17 protein-coding genes are annotated in these 13808 nt (G+C 44.2%); 10 read left to right on the forward strand and 7 right to left on the reverse strand.

What is annotated here, in order from left to right; all coding sequences use genetic code 11:
* Window positions 1-41 precede the first annotated feature (41 nt).
* Window positions 42-1814, reverse strand: a complete 1773-nt coding sequence (locus tag OH463_RS15950) for an SgrR family transcriptional regulator (protein WP_017818619.1) — start codon at window positions 1812-1814, stop codon at window positions 42-44.
* Between the two features lie 227 nt (window positions 1815-2041).
* Here OH463_RS15950 and OH463_RS15955 point away from each other — a divergent pair, with 227 nt between their 5' ends.
* A complete protein-coding gene (locus OH463_RS15955; RefSeq protein WP_009696400.1) occupies window positions 2042-2182 on the forward strand; it encodes a hypothetical protein in 141 nt (46 codons plus the stop codon).
* Between the two features lie 237 nt (window positions 2183-2419).
* The gene (locus OH463_RS15960; RefSeq protein WP_269991572.1) at window positions 2420-2959 is read left to right on the forward strand and encodes a redoxin domain-containing protein; all 540 of its coding nucleotides are present in this window, start codon (window positions 2420-2422) and stop codon (window positions 2957-2959) included.
* Between the two features lie 105 nt (window positions 2960-3064).
* Here the strand turns inward: OH463_RS15960 and OH463_RS15965 are convergent, their stop codons facing one another.
* Window positions 3065-3433: a winged helix-turn-helix transcriptional regulator gene (locus tag OH463_RS15965; protein ID WP_017190783.1), complete on the reverse strand. Its 369-nt coding sequence runs from the start codon at window positions 3431-3433 to the stop codon at window positions 3065-3067.
* A gap of 154 nt (window positions 3434-3587) precedes the next feature.
* On the reverse strand, window positions 3588-4172 hold the full coding sequence (locus tag OH463_RS15970; RefSeq protein WP_050907281.1) for an NAD(P)H-dependent oxidoreductase: 585 nt from the start codon (window positions 4170-4172) through the stop codon (window positions 3588-3590).
* Window positions 4173-4441: 269 nt separating this feature from the next.
* Here OH463_RS15970 and OH463_RS15975 point away from each other — a divergent pair, with 269 nt between their 5' ends.
* From OH463_RS15975 to OH463_RS15985, 3 genes are all read left to right on the forward strand, one after another.
* Window positions 4442-4783 (forward strand): ArsR/SmtB family transcription factor, encoded by a 342-nt coding sequence (locus tag OH463_RS15975; protein WP_005452482.1) that lies wholly within the window; start codon window positions 4442-4444, stop codon window positions 4781-4783.
* Between the two features lie 85 nt (window positions 4784-4868).
* Window positions 4869-5924 carry an ACR3 family arsenite efflux transporter gene (gene arsB, locus OH463_RS15980; RefSeq protein ID WP_005425129.1) on the forward strand — a complete coding sequence of 352 codons (1056 nt, stop codon included), beginning with the start codon at window positions 4869-4871 and terminating at the stop codon, window positions 5922-5924.
* 151 nt (window positions 5925-6075) lie between these two features.
* Window positions 6076-6288, forward strand: coding sequence for a hypothetical protein (locus tag OH463_RS15985; RefSeq protein ID WP_005452486.1), 213 nt, complete (start codon window positions 6076-6078; stop codon window positions 6286-6288).
* A gap of 20 nt (window positions 6289-6308) precedes the next feature.
* Here OH463_RS15985 and OH463_RS15990 read toward each other — a convergent pair whose 3' ends face one another.
* A complete protein-coding gene (locus OH463_RS15990; RefSeq protein WP_017190784.1) occupies window positions 6309-7091 on the reverse strand; it encodes a helix-turn-helix transcriptional regulator in 783 nt (260 codons plus the stop codon).
* A 31-nt stretch (window positions 7092-7122) separates the two neighbouring features.
* Complete coding sequence (locus OH463_RS15995) at window positions 7123-7656, reverse strand: YbhB/YbcL family Raf kinase inhibitor-like protein (protein ID WP_005452491.1); 534 nt, start codon at window positions 7654-7656, stop codon at window positions 7123-7125.
* A gap of 192 nt (window positions 7657-7848) precedes the next feature.
* Between OH463_RS15995 and OH463_RS16000 the strand changes: the two genes are divergently transcribed.
* The 3 genes from OH463_RS16000 (at window position 7849) to OH463_RS16010 (ending at window position 11410) form a co-directional block, all read left to right on the forward strand.
* On the forward strand, window positions 7849-8640 hold the full coding sequence (locus tag OH463_RS16000; RefSeq protein ID WP_269991573.1) for a PhzF family phenazine biosynthesis protein: 792 nt from the start codon (window positions 7849-7851) through the stop codon (window positions 8638-8640).
* A gap of 197 nt (window positions 8641-8837) precedes the next feature.
* Window positions 8838-9455, forward strand: a complete 618-nt coding sequence (locus OH463_RS16005; RefSeq protein ID WP_269991574.1) for an NAD(P)H-dependent oxidoreductase — start codon at window positions 8838-8840, stop codon at window positions 9453-9455.
* Window positions 9452-11410 (forward strand): monovalent cation:proton antiporter-2 (CPA2) family protein, encoded by a 1959-nt coding sequence (locus OH463_RS16010; RefSeq protein ID WP_005452494.1) that lies wholly within the window; start codon window positions 9452-9454, stop codon window positions 11408-11410. The genes OH463_RS16005 and OH463_RS16010 overlap by 4 nt, the downstream gene beginning before the upstream one ends.
* 51 nt (window positions 11411-11461) lie before the next feature.
* On the opposite strand, the gene OH463_RS16015 is transcribed toward OH463_RS16010, so the two are convergent.
* On the reverse strand, window positions 11462-11755 hold the full coding sequence (locus OH463_RS16015; protein WP_005452495.1) for a hypothetical protein: 294 nt from the start codon (window positions 11753-11755) through the stop codon (window positions 11462-11464).
* A gap of 152 nt (window positions 11756-11907) precedes the next feature.
* Window positions 11908-12774: a LysR family transcriptional regulator gene (locus OH463_RS16020; RefSeq protein WP_269991575.1), complete on the reverse strand. Its 867-nt coding sequence runs from the start codon at window positions 12772-12774 to the stop codon at window positions 11908-11910.
* Between the two features lie 117 nt (window positions 12775-12891).
* Here OH463_RS16020 and OH463_RS16025 point away from each other — a divergent pair, with 117 nt between their 5' ends.
* On the forward strand, window positions 12892-13263 hold the full coding sequence (locus OH463_RS16025) for a YybH family protein (RefSeq protein WP_009696409.1): 372 nt from the start codon (window positions 12892-12894) through the stop codon (window positions 13261-13263).
* 149 nt (window positions 13264-13412) lie between these two features.
* Entirely contained in the window at window positions 13413-13649 is a 237-nt protein-coding gene (locus OH463_RS16030) for a hypothetical protein (protein WP_005452502.1), read from the forward strand.
* Window positions 13650-13808: the final 159 nt, after the last annotated feature.

Below are 13808 nucleotides of genomic sequence, written 5' to 3' on the forward strand. Positions count from 1 at the left end.
CACCAGTGTCGAGCAAAGCACATTGGTGGGATTTTTTTACTTTAATCTGCCGACCACACCGAGCGAATATCCGGCCAGCCCCAGTTGGTTAGGGCAACGTCTTCTAGAACACCTTGAAAGCGTAAAGTTTGCGTATGATGGAACATAGGCGCTATCCAATACTCACTGACCAGTGTTGAGGCGATCGGCTCTAACGCTTTGAGATAATCCTCTAACGCCGTATAGCCACGTACATTCTCTAGTTGCTCATTCAACCATTCGGCATTCTCTTCTCCCAAGGTGTGATGTAATACGACGTTGCTGAAAAAGTTAGTAAACGCCGAAGCGTGGCGATTGTCATCCAAGTTGATATTGGTGATCACTAACGTCTCATCAAGGGTACCATTTCGAGCTTTTTCACTTAACTCTCGGTAGGTGTACATGACGATATCAACCTTACTTCCCGTTCCCTCTAAACGACTCGCGATTGCACGCGCGCATCGACGCAATGCCGTATAGTTATAGCCGGCAATGGTGATGTTTTTTGGTAGTTTGCTCTCTTCACCAAACGGACGTAATACAGGCTTCCAGTTTGGTAGCAAGTTGTAAGCAGGCACGCTTCCAAACACAATATTTTCTTTGCGCATGACCTCCGTAAGTCGCTCCGGTTGGATTAACTCTGCAATATAGCGACGTTGACTCTGAGAAAGCGGATGCCTAGCATGCTGATTAAACAGAGCGAACAAACATCCATCCTCTGTACGACTATGTTGGCTTGCAGGTGCAGACTCTGCATCTTGGGTCGACATATAATGCCCACACATGCTCTCAGAAAGCTCATCTCTGACTTTTTCCACCTGCTTTTGAGGGGGATTTGCGGCTAAGGATGGGTTTTCCATCTTCTCGTCATTGACGATCCAGATCGTCACCATATCAGTCAGTACTCGACATGCGTAATAACCATCGAACGCCTGCAGCTTTAACCGATGAGCACTGTGCTCAATCACAGAGAACGGGCCACTACCAACGACCAAGTTGTTGTTGGCAACGTTGACTTGGCTAACGGGTTGAATGCCATATTTCACACCAGAGATTAGCCCTGCAAACCCCAAGTCTGGTTTACTAAGGGTAAAGACCACTTTTAGAGGATTTGGCGCAGTAATGTTTGCCACATGGGCAAGTTCTTTTTCATACAGTTCGAGTGAACTGAGTTTGGCAAAAAGACTAACGACTGTATCGGCATTTATCGGTGTGCCATTGTGGAATGTTAGCCCCGGACGGAGATAAAACGTCCACTCATAGCTTTTCTCATCATATCGCCAATGGTGTGCCAGCTCTGGCTTCACCACACCGTAGTAGTCACTCGATACCAAGCAGCAATAAATTTGGCGCAAGAAAAAGCGTTCACTGCTGCGGTGCAATTGGTGCGGGACAATACGTTCAAACATGCGTTTATAAGTGAGCTGAATATTGAGTCGACCTTCTTGAACGGATGCACCTGATGTGGTCTTGAGTAGTCGACCAAATGCCGCCTCGTCTTCATCAAGGATCGCTAGCGCTTTTTCATATTTCCCTCGTTTGATCCGCTCCAGTGCGAGGCTTTCCTTTAGTGCACTCAGCTCAATATTTAACAGAAGCGTCGAACGTTGATTTCGCCCTGCTTTTGGTTGCCAACTCAACCATTCTTGCTCCTGCATTTGAGACAGCAAGCTGCGTGCATGGCGAGGAGAAGTAAACAGCAAGTCAGCAACTTCCTGCAATGTGGTTTTGACTTCACCACCAATGCCAAGTGGAGTAAGCCGTTGGTAATAACGAAACAAGTTGAGATCAGACACCGAGCGCCCTCAATAAGTGGGTATAAGTTTATTTTACTCAACTTCATCCGTAGAAAATAAGAAAACTTCCTATCACTTTGTTCCTCTTTTTGTTCCCCTGATAATAAAAATTGGTGATTTAGCGCACTTCCCGCACCTAATTAGGAATAAACACCAGAAATCTACTCTCTTTTTCAGCTCCTCTTTTCTTTGCATACTGAACTCATCAGCAACAAGGAGGAAATGTCATGCGATGTAGAAGCACAACTCAATCGACTGAAACGTTGCCTACCATGGCAGCTTATTTCCAAAAGCGCGTAGCGCAATCAGAAAACAAACTTGAAGTTTTAGCTCTGACTTACATGATCGAATTGTTTAATTGGTCATAACGGAAAGAACAACACCAAGCAGAACTTAGCTCCTGATACCACACCCCCACTTCGTTGTATCTTTAAGTTCTGCTTTTTCTTTTTCCATCTTTTATTCTTGCCATTTCCGACTAGGTTACTAAAAGTTAACTAGTTGAAATGCTTCGAAACAGGGTCTACATTGAAGCTTAAATCTCCAACCCAATAGCTGCTATTGAGAAAGGAGGTTCATGGATAATGACCGATTCAGGAGTCAATATGGCAACTTCAGTAAAACTTAAAGCGGGCGACAATTTCCCTTTTCTTCAAGCAACTTTGCTAGATGGTTCAAGCGTGACATTAGGTCAGCCGCAAGGTGATGCGACTTGGCAAGCTGTATTCGTTTATCGTGGTAAGCACTGTCCTCTGTGTACCAAATACCTCAACGAGTTAGAGGGATACAAACAAGCTTTCGCGGAAGCGGGCGTTGATATTCTTGCAGTTTCAGGCGATTCAAAAGAGCAGCTAGAAGGACACCTAGAGAAACTCGAAATCAGCTTCCCTATTGCTTACGGACTCACCGAAGAGCAAATGAAAACGTTGGGTCTGTACATTTCCATACCGCGTTCAGAACAAGAGACCGACCACAATTTCGCAGAACCCGGTTTGTTTGTGGTGAATGAACATGGCAACTTGCATGTCGTCGATATCTCAAACAACCCGTTTGTTCGACCAGAACTTGGGGCGTTATCACGTGGTTTAGCTTGGATCCGTAATCCAGATAATAACTACCCTATCCGAGGTACGTTAGATTACTAAACACCTCTCGCTAGACAACAATCAGACATAAAAAATGCCAGCAATACGCTGGCATTTTTATTGGCTTAAACGGTGAATTCGTAGTGCTAAACCACTATTCGGCTATTACTTTCGTAACTCAATTTGGTGTGTTTCAGACCAAATTCGCAAATCATCAAGGATCTTAAGTGCCGTACGCCCAAATTCGGTCAGCTCGTAACTGACTGCTATTGGGCGGTCACTGATAACTTGGCGTACTACCATGCCTTCGGCTTCCAACTCTTTTAAACGTTGGTCAATCATCTTCTTACTGGCACCGCCAAGCATTCGCGCTAAATCATTGAAACGAACTGGACCATCTTTCAAGTGATAAATCAGAGAACCTTTCCATTTGCCACCAATTAAGCGCATCCCTTTTTCAATAGCACACGGCTCTGAGCACACATTCGCCACAGACTTGCGACCTTTGTTATCCACACTGATTCTACTTTCCACGATTCACCTCAAGATACGCACCTAATCTAGGTAACGAAAAGTACGTTAGTTACATTTCGTGCTTTAGAGTAATAAAAACATTCCCTCGCCGCAAACAAATAAAAATGGACCGCATATAGCAGTCCACCTTAATTCATCAATTATTCTAGGATAATTAGAAGTTTTCGTTTATATGCGCTTCGAAACGAGCAAAATCATTTTCAATGTCGCCATTTTTCATTACGTCATAGCAAGCAAAAGTCGGTAGTGCACCCATACCAAAGAAGCGGAAGTTAGCGTGCATATGAAGCATTAAATCGTCCACACTTTTACCTTGGAATAAGTATTCGTTCTCATCATCAAACGATTCTTTTGGTGCATTGAATGTCAGTGACAGCATGTATTTGCTGTTTGTTTGAGTACCACCCGTACCGTAGTTTTTCTTTGGGTATTCTGCACTACGTCCATCGAAAGCACATAGCGCGCCCCCCATGCCAGCAGTAAACACGTCATCCATGTATTTTTTGAATGACCAAGGCACAGACATCCAGTTTATTGGGCTTTGGATGATCACTCGATCAGCCCATTCAAAGTGCGCGAGTTGCTCCTCTACGTTGATTTCATCTTGCATTGTCACAACGCGAACCTCATGGTCTTTTGCTTGTAGAAGCGTCTGTGCTTTGTCGACAAGAGAAGCGTTTAGACGACCTTCAGAGTATGGAGATGGCTCGTGTGCATTGATGATCAGTACATTGCTCATGGGATTACCTTTAAATAAGTTCACAAGATGACGCGATAACCGTGGTGCGCCTCATGCGGTTTATTATGGTAACCTAGAACTACAATGCAATTAGTTAACTTTTAGTAACCTACTAAGATTTTTCATATAACTCTGTTTTTGAAGGAAATATTTCTTAAACTTTTTCTTTATCGTGATTTCCCGATTAAATTTCCATTGAATTGTTGCATCTTACATAGAGCAGGCGTACACTTTATCGCAATTCGACGATTAACTATTAAGGCTTGTCAATGAGTGATAAATGCAACACGACTTGCGGCGTAGCTTTTGAGACCACACAGCAGCAACTTGAGAAGGAACAAGCGTTAGCGGCTCAAGCTAAGGCGCTGTCACATCCCGCTCGTTTGCGCATCCTTCATATTCTGCATACGCTTGATACCATGGGCGGTTGCCTAAACAGTGATTTGGTCTCTGAGCTTGGTCTTGCACAATCTACCGTTTCAGAGCATTTACGCATTCTTAAGCAGGCTGGCTTTATCAGTGCAGAGCCAAATCCTCCTAAGGTTTGCTACCGCATTCAGCGCGACGCGTTTGATCAATTCAATCTAGATTTTTCCAAACTATTTAACTAATTGTCTTTGTGTGCTGGTACGGCGCACAAAGATAAACTATACCTTTAACTATCGCCTTTCGACGATAAACGAATAAGAGAACACTATGACTACTCAAGTTTTAAATAGTGCCAGCGACAAAATGAGCTTCTTGGACCGTTACCTAACAGTTTGGATTTTTGTGGCAATGGCAATCGGTGTAGGTATTGGCGCTGCATTCCCTCAAGTTGCAGAGTGGAACGAGTCAATGTCTGTTGGCAGTACAAACGTACCGTTAGCGATTGGTTTGATTTTGATGATGTACCCACCACTCGCAAAAGTGAACTACAACCTACTAGGCACGGTGACTAAAGACAAAAAAGCCATCACGCTGTCCTTGGTCATGAACTGGATTGTCGGCCCTATTTTGATGTTCATCCTTGCATTGACTTTCCTAGGTGATCATCCGGGGTACATGGTCGGCATTATTCTTATCGGTCTTGCTCGCTGTATCGCGATGGTATTGGTGTGGAACGACATTGGCGGCGGTAACAAAGAATACGGTGCAGCTTTGGTTGCGTTGAACAGTGCATTCCAAATCGTGACTTACAGTGTGATGGCATGGCTATTCATTACTGTTTTGCCACCTGTCTTTGGTTACGAAGGTTTCGTGGTTGATATCTCAATGATGGACATCGCTGAAAGCGTGCTAATTTACCTCGGTATTCCATTTTTAGCAGGCTTCCTAAGCCGCAAATGGCTGGTCGCAGCGAAAGGTGAACAATGGTACAACGAGGTATTTATTCCGCGCATTTCACCAATTACTTTGATTGCCCTTCTGGCGACGATCGTGCTGATGTTCAGCTTGAAAGGCGAAATGATTCTAGAACTGCCAATGGACGTATTCCGAGTGGCCATTCCGCTCGCAATCTACTTCGTATTGATGTTCTTCGTGAGTTTCTTCGTTGGTAAGAAAATGGGTATCGATTACGACAAGAACGCATCAATTGCCTTCACCGCAACGGGTAACAACTTCGAACTTGCTATTGCAGTTTCCATTGCAGTATTCGGTCTGAACTCAGATCAAGCGTTTGCAGGTGTAATTGGTCCGCTTATCGAGGTACCCGTATTGATTGCTCTGGTGAACGTTGCGCTTAAAATGAAGCAGAAATACTATAAATAACAACTCGTAATCATCGCTCAAAAACGCCTTTCATAAATGTGAAAGGCGTTTTTTGTTTGTGTTAATAGGCATAACGCGCTCAACAAATTCTAATATGCTAACTTGAGGGTTAAACAATGTTCTAAATTGAAGATTCAAAAGGAGTTTGGGTATGAATTTAGAATATAAAAAACTGAAGTGGCATGCTGTTCTCAAGCTTTCCCAAGAAACGATTAAATACTTGAATGAAGAAAACAGCAGCAAGCTGAATGACACCGATAAAGTCAGGGCGAACGTTCACGCAGCACAGTTACTTCAGCAACTCTTAACAGAACTCGCTACAACCGATTTAACCCCGCTCCCACCGCAACAAGGGTTCAAGTGACCTGAATGTTGTCGTCGGATTTAGTTCACAACAACCGTTTTGATGTAATCGCTTGGAGTAAGCCCAAACTTCCCTTTGAAGCGTTGGCTAAAGCGTCCTTCGGATTGGTAACCACACAATTGTGCCAACATGGCAACGTTGTAGTGACCGTTTTGCATTAAATACAGAGCATGATTTAAGCGTACTTCCGCGAGAACTTCTCGGTATTGCGTTCCCTCTTGCTTGAGCTTTCTGATCATGGTTGCTCGGCTCATTGCAAAGCGCTCAGCGACCCCTTCTAGTGAGTGCTCTTCGCCAGGTGAATGTGATAAGTAACGGCTTAATTTTTGACTGAATGTGGTATTGGCGCTGGCAAACAAGTGGTGCAAAACACCTCGTTCCGCGAGTTGTTGATACAACCCCATCACCCAGAAGGTCTGGGTTTCTTGACTCATCGACTGCTGGTCAAATGAAAACAGGGCGTTTAACGTATCTTCCAATGCTTTATCCGCCAACAGTGTCGGTTGTTCGCCTTCTCCACCAATGCTCATACTAAGTTCAAGCATGGTCTCTGTTGGCAAACAGTGGAAACTGAACATACGCGAAAGGAACTTTCCTTTCTGTGGCAAGTTCTCAAAGCTCAGCGATGCAGAGGCTTCACACAACAGTAATTCAGAATGAGAGAGATCCAGTGCCGACTCTTTCCAAAATAAACGCTTACTGCCCGTGATGATCTGCACAATACTAGGGGAATGAATCCTCACATTACGCAGTTTTTGTAACTGCTCTGCACGAAACAACGTGACTTGATATTGGTGGCTCATCGATTCCCCTCGCCCTAATTTCTGCTGCACTTTAGCGGGTGTAAGTCGCCGTCAGCTTAGCTTTGTCTAACGCCATGCTATTCAGTGTGAAACCAACCACAGCTGCTGGTGTATTTTCATCTAAATTCAGTTTATCTGTTGGCAGTGCCCAAACCGTAAATTGGTAACGGTGCATGCCGTCAGCTTCTGGAGGGCATGCGCCACCGAAACCAACCGTTCCATAATCGATGCGAGATTCTTTACCACCCAATTTAGCAATATTAACATCACGAGGTAACTCACTTACCGACGCCGGGATATTGAATGCAATCCAATGCCAAAAGCCACTACCTGTTGGCGCATCTGGGTCGTACGCCGTGATAGCAAAGCTCTTTGTACCAGCCGGTGCATCTTTCCACATTAATTGTGGTGAATGGTTTCCACCATCACATCCCCAACTGTTGTATTCAAAAGTCTTCGCCATTGGGTGACCTTCTTGAATATCTTTACTCGACAGCTCAAACGCTTGAGCCGAACCAATGGTAAGTAAACTGAGTGCCAATACAGATTTAGTCATTGCTTTCATGATAATGTTCCTATTTCTTAAGTTCGGAGTTAGTGTATTCCCGAATAGAAATAGCAACCTTTCAATAAGTATCACACTAAATCAGTTTAAGCCAATTTTTGACACTTTAAGTTAAAGCATCACTTAAATGCTTCTCGACACCGAGTACAGACTGATCTGGTTAGCTCATTACCAATGAACAAGGAAGAACGGATGGAATTAGATATTTATATCGTCGACGCATTTACTGACACTCAGTTTAAAGGTAACTCTGCTGCAGTCGTCCCATTAAAAGAATGGTTAACCCCAGACCTCATGCAGAGCATTGCTACTGAAAATAACCTTTCTGAAACTGCTTTTCTCAAGTCCGTCGGTGAAAACCAATATGAGATTCGCTGGTTCTCGCCAATGACAGAAATCGATTTCTGTGGTCACGCCACTCTCGCCGCTTCACTGGTGTTGTTTGAGAAATTAGGCGTACAGGAAAAAATCGAGTTTCATACGTTAGAAGTGGGAACACTCAGCGTAGAAAAAAACGCATTGGGTAAGATCGAAATGACCTTCCCTTTACGAATCCCTCAACCTATTTCCGATATTCCACAAGCACTGATTGAAGGCTTAAACTGCAAAGTAGAGCGCGTGTTATTGAGCCCACAAGCGTACTTTGTAGTGCTCGAAAACCAAGACGAAATACTCGAGGTTCAATATCAATCCGAACAGCTTAAAACACTTGCTCCTTATGATGTTGTCGTCACAGCAAAAGGAGAAGAGCATGATTTCGTTTCACGCTACTTTTGGCCAGCTAACGGCGGTGATGAAGATCCAGTAACTGGATCAATTCATGCCGGCTTGGCACCTTTGTGGGCAGAAGAACTAGGAAAAACCTCTCTCGTGGCGTATCAAGCTTCCACACGCGGAGGCATTCTTCATTGTGAGGTTAAAGCAGAGCAGGTAAAAGTCTCGGGCGATGGTGTGCTTTACATGCACGGAAAAATCTTCGTGTAATCGCTTTACTGCATATAGAAAAAGTATCACTTTCGCGAATTAAGATTATCTTCATTTCGTTGAAAGTGATTTTAAACTTTTCGATGTTCTATCCCTAAAGTAGATAGGATAAGGTTTATGAGTTACAGTTTGTTACAGCAATTAAAAGTCTTTCATTCTTATAGCAAAAATAGTTTAGACGCTTAGCAAGGATCCTCATGATAAATAAAAAAGTCCTCATTCTCTTTGCGCATCCTTCCCAGCATCGCTCTGAAGTGAATGCTCCTCTTTTTAAAGCAGCTAATACCGTTGAAGGCGTGACCTGTGTCGATCTCTACGCAGAATACCCGCACTTCAATATCAACATTGACCGCGAACAGCAGCGATTGCGTGACCACGATGTGGTGATCTTTCAATTCCCATTGTACTGGTACTCCACACCAGCCATTTTAAAAGAGTGGCAAGATCTCGTGTTGGAATATGGCTTTGCTTATGGCTCTGAAGGCACAGAGCTTCATGGCAAAACCCTACTTTGCGTGTTATCTGCTGGCGGTAAAGAGGAAGCGTACAAAGCTGAAGGTTATAACCATTTCACCATTCGAGAGCTGCTTGCTCCAATCGAGCAAATGTCAGCACTCACGGGGATGAATTACATCGCACCACTCGCGCTATTTGGTTCTCGTACTGCACAAGAAGAAAACCGAATCGATCAGCATGTTGAACGCTACAGAACACTGCTCAATGCGTTAGTTAGCGACACGCTAGACATTGAAGCCGCCGCTTCGCTTATTAAGCTTAATAGCGCACTACCACAACTAATTAAGGAAGCATCATGACAGGGATATTCTTACAAGCCTTTGTTTACCTTATTGCCGCCGTCATAGCCGTTCCTTTAGCAAAACGTTTAGGCTTAGGCTCGGTGCTTGGGTATCTCATCGCCGGTGTGGTTATTGGTCCAATCATTGGTTTAGTTGGTGAAGAAACAACGACAATTCAACACTTTGCTGAATTTGGCGTAGTGATGATGCTGTTCCTCGTTGGTTTGGAGCTTGAACCCAAAATGCTCTGGGCGATGCGTAATCGCTTAATGGGCTTAGGTGGACTCCAAGTTGGTGGTACAGCAGCACTGATCATGGCGATTGCGCTTTACTTTGGTCAGCCATGGACGATTGCATTAGCGATCGGTCTGATTTTTGCGCTTTCATCCACGGCGATTGTTTTGCAAACCTTTAGCGAAAAAGGGTTAACTAAAACCGAAGGGGGTCAAAACGCATTCTCGGTACTGCTTTTCCAAGATATTGCCGTTATTCCAATGTTGGCATTCATTCCACTATTGGCACTCCCTGAACTTGTTGAGCAGGCACAGTCTGCAGCGCAATCTGCGGCGGAGCATCACGAAGAGCTCAGCTTAGTTGCTGGACTTCCTGGCTGGGCGTACGGCATGGTCATTACGGCTTCCATCGCTATCGTAGTCGTTGGTGGGCATTTCTTAAGTCGTCCACTGTTCCGCTATGTCGCAAGCTCGGGATTACGTGAAATCTTTACTGCTACAGCATTGATGCTAGTGATCGGTATCGCTGCGTTAATGAGCCTAGTCGGTCTCTCCCCTGCTCTAGGCACTTTCCTAGCAGGCGTAGTATTGGCGAACAGTGAATTCCGCCACGAGTTAGAATCAAACATAGAGCCATTCAAAGGGCTCTTGCTTGGTCTGTTTTTCATTACCGTCGGTGCTGGCATCGACTTCTCTGTGCTGTTCAGCGACTTTGGTTTGATCATCGGCTTGACGCTTGGCGTAATGGTCCTGAAAGCGGCGATTCTCTTTATCCTTGCTTTTATCTTCCGTATCAAAGGCAGCAACCGTTGGTTGTTTACCTTGAGCTTGGCGCAAGCGGGTGAATTTGGCTTCGTATTGCTGAGCTTCTCAGTTCAAAACCACGTCATTCCGTTCGAACTTTCGCAAACACTGGCATTAGTCGTTGCGATCTCTATGTTCCTAACACCCGGCTTATTTATCTTATTCGACAAGGTTATTCTTCCTCGCTTCGAGAGTGAATCGAATGAGCGTGAAAGTGACACCATTGAAGAACAAGGCACAGTCATCATTGCAGGCATCGGTCGTTTTGGTCAGATCATCAATCGCTTGTTGGTTTCTAACGGCGTTCAAACGGTCGTATTAGACCACCAAGCAAGCCAAGTAGATAACATGCGCCAAATCGGCACACGCGCTTACTTTGGTGATGCTATGCGCCCAGATATGTTGCACACAGCAGGCATTGAGCACGCAGCAGCACTTGTGGTTGCCATAGATAACCAAGAAGCGAGTGTTGAATTGGTCAAATACGTTAAGCACACCTATCCGAAAGTGAAAGTGATCGCGCGCGCTTTCGACCGTGGTCACGGTTATCTGCTTCGACAGGCGGGTGCTGACATCATTGAATCCGAAACATACCACTCCGCTTTAGAAATGGGCGGTCATGTGATGAAGTCTTTAGGGATTCATCCGTTCTTCGTTGAGCAACAAAAAGCGACTTACAAACGAGTAGAAGATCGTAAGTCCGACATGCTTTATGAAGCGTGGGCAGATGATTCGGAAGGCGAACGTTACGACAATAACTTCCGTCAGCTATTTATTCATCTAGAAGAAAAAATGGCAGAGGAAATGCAGAAGGATCGTCACGATAAGCTTTCGCGTTCCGAACGTGGTTGGACTCCACCACCAAAAGGGTACGCGGACGACTTCAACGAAGAAAATGTTCAAGAACTTCACCTTCCGAAAGAAGACGCTCAATAAACGCGAAAACCTCCCACTGGGAGGTTTTTTATTGCCCCAAAAACAACCGCGTTACATAAGATCACTCATTAAGATCTCGTACTCTTCATTCGCTTCATCCACTAAATGGGAAAGCTCTAACGCATCGGTCTTAGCAAGATTAAACTGCCATGGGACCGTATCTTCTTTACCACAAATACGAGTTTGAGCACCGCTGCTTTCAAAAGAAAGATCATCAAACTCGGTGGTATGGTGCTCTTGAAGTTCGACAATTTCGACTTCCAATTTGCCGACGGGATTGACTTCAACATGGGCGTGTAAATCTGGGCTATTCGATAAACAATACTCTCGATGAACTGCAATCATGGCTACCTCCTTGGTCTGCCAACTGACAACTCATCAAACAGTGTAGACGAGGGATTTTGAACGTGGGGTGAAATAATGATGAAGATTGATCCCGAATAAAAATGCAGCGGATTAATGCTCCTTACATTCTCAATTCTGATGGAGTCAAACTCTTAGCTTCTGCATGTAATCACTTGCTCAATACGTTCTTCAATTGCTTGAATCGCTAATGTCACAGACATCGGCACATGAGCATGATAAGGATGTAATACGTAAATTGGATTCACTTTTGAGGCTTGTGCATTAGGTACTGGTTCAAGGAGTGGATTCGAGTCCAGAATAAAATCAGGAACAACCCCAAAGCCCAATCCCATCTCTAAAAGACTCACCACATCAAACACGCTGTTCGCTCGATGCTTCACTGGGTATTGAACTTGGTGGTCTTGTTTCTCCAAAAAGAACGTATGAACAATGGGTTCGACCTGCCAATGTTGAGCGATATAAGAAGCATCTTCAATGTCAGATTGCTCCCCTCTCGCGCGGCACAATACGTCACAAAACTGCCCAACTTTCCGCTGTTTAATGTTTGAATCACCAGACGCTCCAACTCGGATTGCAAGGTCAATATTCTGCTGAATGATATCGACATGTTTATCATCACTGATCAAATTTAAATGCGCATTGGGGTAATCGGCAAAAGCAGCCGTTAAGGCAGGTAATACGATCGAGCGCATTAATGCGTTGGGAGCCGTCACGGTGATCACTCCCACTGGGGTTTGCTTCAACTCTGCTGCTTCTAGCCACGCCTCTTCCGCTTGCTTCGTCATTTGCGCGCACTGCTGATAAAAGCGCTCACCAGAGGGTGTCAACGTTTGCTTTCTGGTCGTGCGTTTAAGTAAACACGTATCCAACTCCCCCTCAAGTTGTTTGAGTGCAGAGCTCAGTACAGATTTAGAAAGTTCTAACTTCTCTGCGGCTTTGGAGATCGACCCACACTCTACAATATGAACGAATAGAGACATCAAACGCAGCTTATTCATCACTTTTCCTCATTGTTCTATTTATCAGAACATTCCGTTCTTATTCGTTTGTTTTTCTAATTCAATTCTACCTCTATGATTGCCACATAAACAAACACCAAACACAGGAATTTCAGGATGACTCAATCAGTTTTAGAACGCGCTCAAGCAGGCATTTCAGCATGGCAAATCGCTTTTAATAATCAGGACGCTGCAGGATGCGCAGCACAATACGCCGAAGATGCAATCATGGTTGCCAAACCTTTTGGTACATTTGAAGGTCGTGAAGCAATTCAAGCATTCTGGCAAAACATCATGGACCAAGGTTTTAACAGCGTGGACTACACCAACACGAAATGGGAACAAGATAGCGAACAAGGTTACATTCTGACGTCCGATTGGACCATGAACAAAGCGTTTGGTGTGGTGCATAAAGAACTATGGGAGATCCAAGCTGACGGTCTTTCTCGTCTGACCTATGACGAGTTCGAAGTACTTGGCGAACGATAAAAGTTATTGATAGTTATCGCAAATATTTATTCAGTTACATTGACAATAAAATAACCAATCAATATCATTTCAGCCGGAAAAATGTGAACGAACATCACAATAATTATAATTATCCGTCTATTAATAAACAATTGGTTGAATATTTAATCATGTCAAAACTCTTTTTTGCGTCACTTTTGATGCTTTTATCATTTCAGTCTGCGGCGTTTACGCCCAAAGAAGTGTGCTTCGATCAAGATTCGGAGTTTATTGGATGGCTTACCGACGAAGAGTGTGCCGCTTTAAATGGCAACAGTCCTGATGACTTTACTCAAAACTCGGAATATTCACATCCTACGCGAGAGCCAATCGCAGAATCAGAAGAACCCGTAGTCATTGTCTTATAGTAATTAAGCCTCGACTATGAACATTCTTCCGAAAACAAAGAGCCCATTTCGCTGTATTTAAATGGGCTCTTTTTGTTTCCTTATCCCTGACAGGGGCATCCGGCAAACATAAAAAATCCCCAAGTCTGAATGACTTGGGGATTTTTGTTTTTAAGTAAT

Origin of the sequence: Vibrio sp. NFR (assembly GCF_027587095.1) — a bacterium.
Lineage (GTDB): Bacteria > Pseudomonadota > Gammaproteobacteria > Enterobacterales > Vibrionaceae > Vibrio > Vibrio harveyi.

Coding starts and splice junctions, on each gene's coding strand:
- OH463_RS15955 (WP_009696400.1), top strand. CDS start 2,042: ATGCGATGTAGAAGCACAACTCAATCGACTGAAACGTTGCCTACCATG.
- OH463_RS15960 (WP_269991572.1), top strand. CDS start 2,420: ATGGCAACTTCAGTAAAACTTAAAGCGGGCGACAATTTCCCTTTTCTT.
- OH463_RS15970 (WP_050907281.1), bottom strand. CDS start 4,172: ATGAGCAATGTACTGATCATCAATGCACACGAGCCATCTCCATACTCT.
- OH463_RS15975 (WP_005452482.1), top strand. CDS start 4,442: ATGAGTGATAAATGCAACACGACTTGCGGCGTAGCTTTTGAGACCACA.
- arsB (WP_005425129.1), top strand. CDS start 4,869: ATGACTACTCAAGTTTTAAATAGTGCCAGCGACAAAATGAGCTTCTTG.
- OH463_RS15985 (WP_005452486.1), top strand. CDS start 6,076: ATGAATTTAGAATATAAAAAACTGAAGTGGCATGCTGTTCTCAAGCTT.
- OH463_RS15990 (WP_017190784.1), bottom strand. CDS start 7,091: ATGAGCCACCAATATCAAGTCACGTTGTTTCGTGCAGAGCAGTTACAA.
- OH463_RS15995 (WP_005452491.1), bottom strand. CDS start 7,656: ATGAAAGCAATGACTAAATCTGTATTGGCACTCAGTTTACTTACCATT.
- OH463_RS16000 (WP_269991573.1), top strand. CDS start 7,849: ATGGAATTAGATATTTATATCGTCGACGCATTTACTGACACTCAGTTT.
- OH463_RS16005 (WP_269991574.1), top strand. CDS start 8,838: ATGATAAATAAAAAAGTCCTCATTCTCTTTGCGCATCCTTCCCAGCAT.
- OH463_RS16010 (WP_005452494.1), top strand. CDS start 9,452: ATGACAGGGATATTCTTACAAGCCTTTGTTTACCTTATTGCCGCCGTC.
- OH463_RS16015 (WP_005452495.1), bottom strand. CDS start 11,755: ATGATTGCAGTTCATCGAGAGTATTGTTTATCGAATAGCCCAGATTTA.
- OH463_RS16020 (WP_269991575.1), bottom strand. CDS start 12,774: ATGAATAAGCTGCGTTTGATGTCTCTATTCGTTCATATTGTAGAGTGT.
- OH463_RS16025 (WP_009696409.1), top strand. CDS start 12,892: ATGACTCAATCAGTTTTAGAACGCGCTCAAGCAGGCATTTCAGCATGG.
- OH463_RS16030 (WP_005452502.1), top strand. CDS start 13,413: ATGTCAAAACTCTTTTTTGCGTCACTTTTGATGCTTTTATCATTTCAG.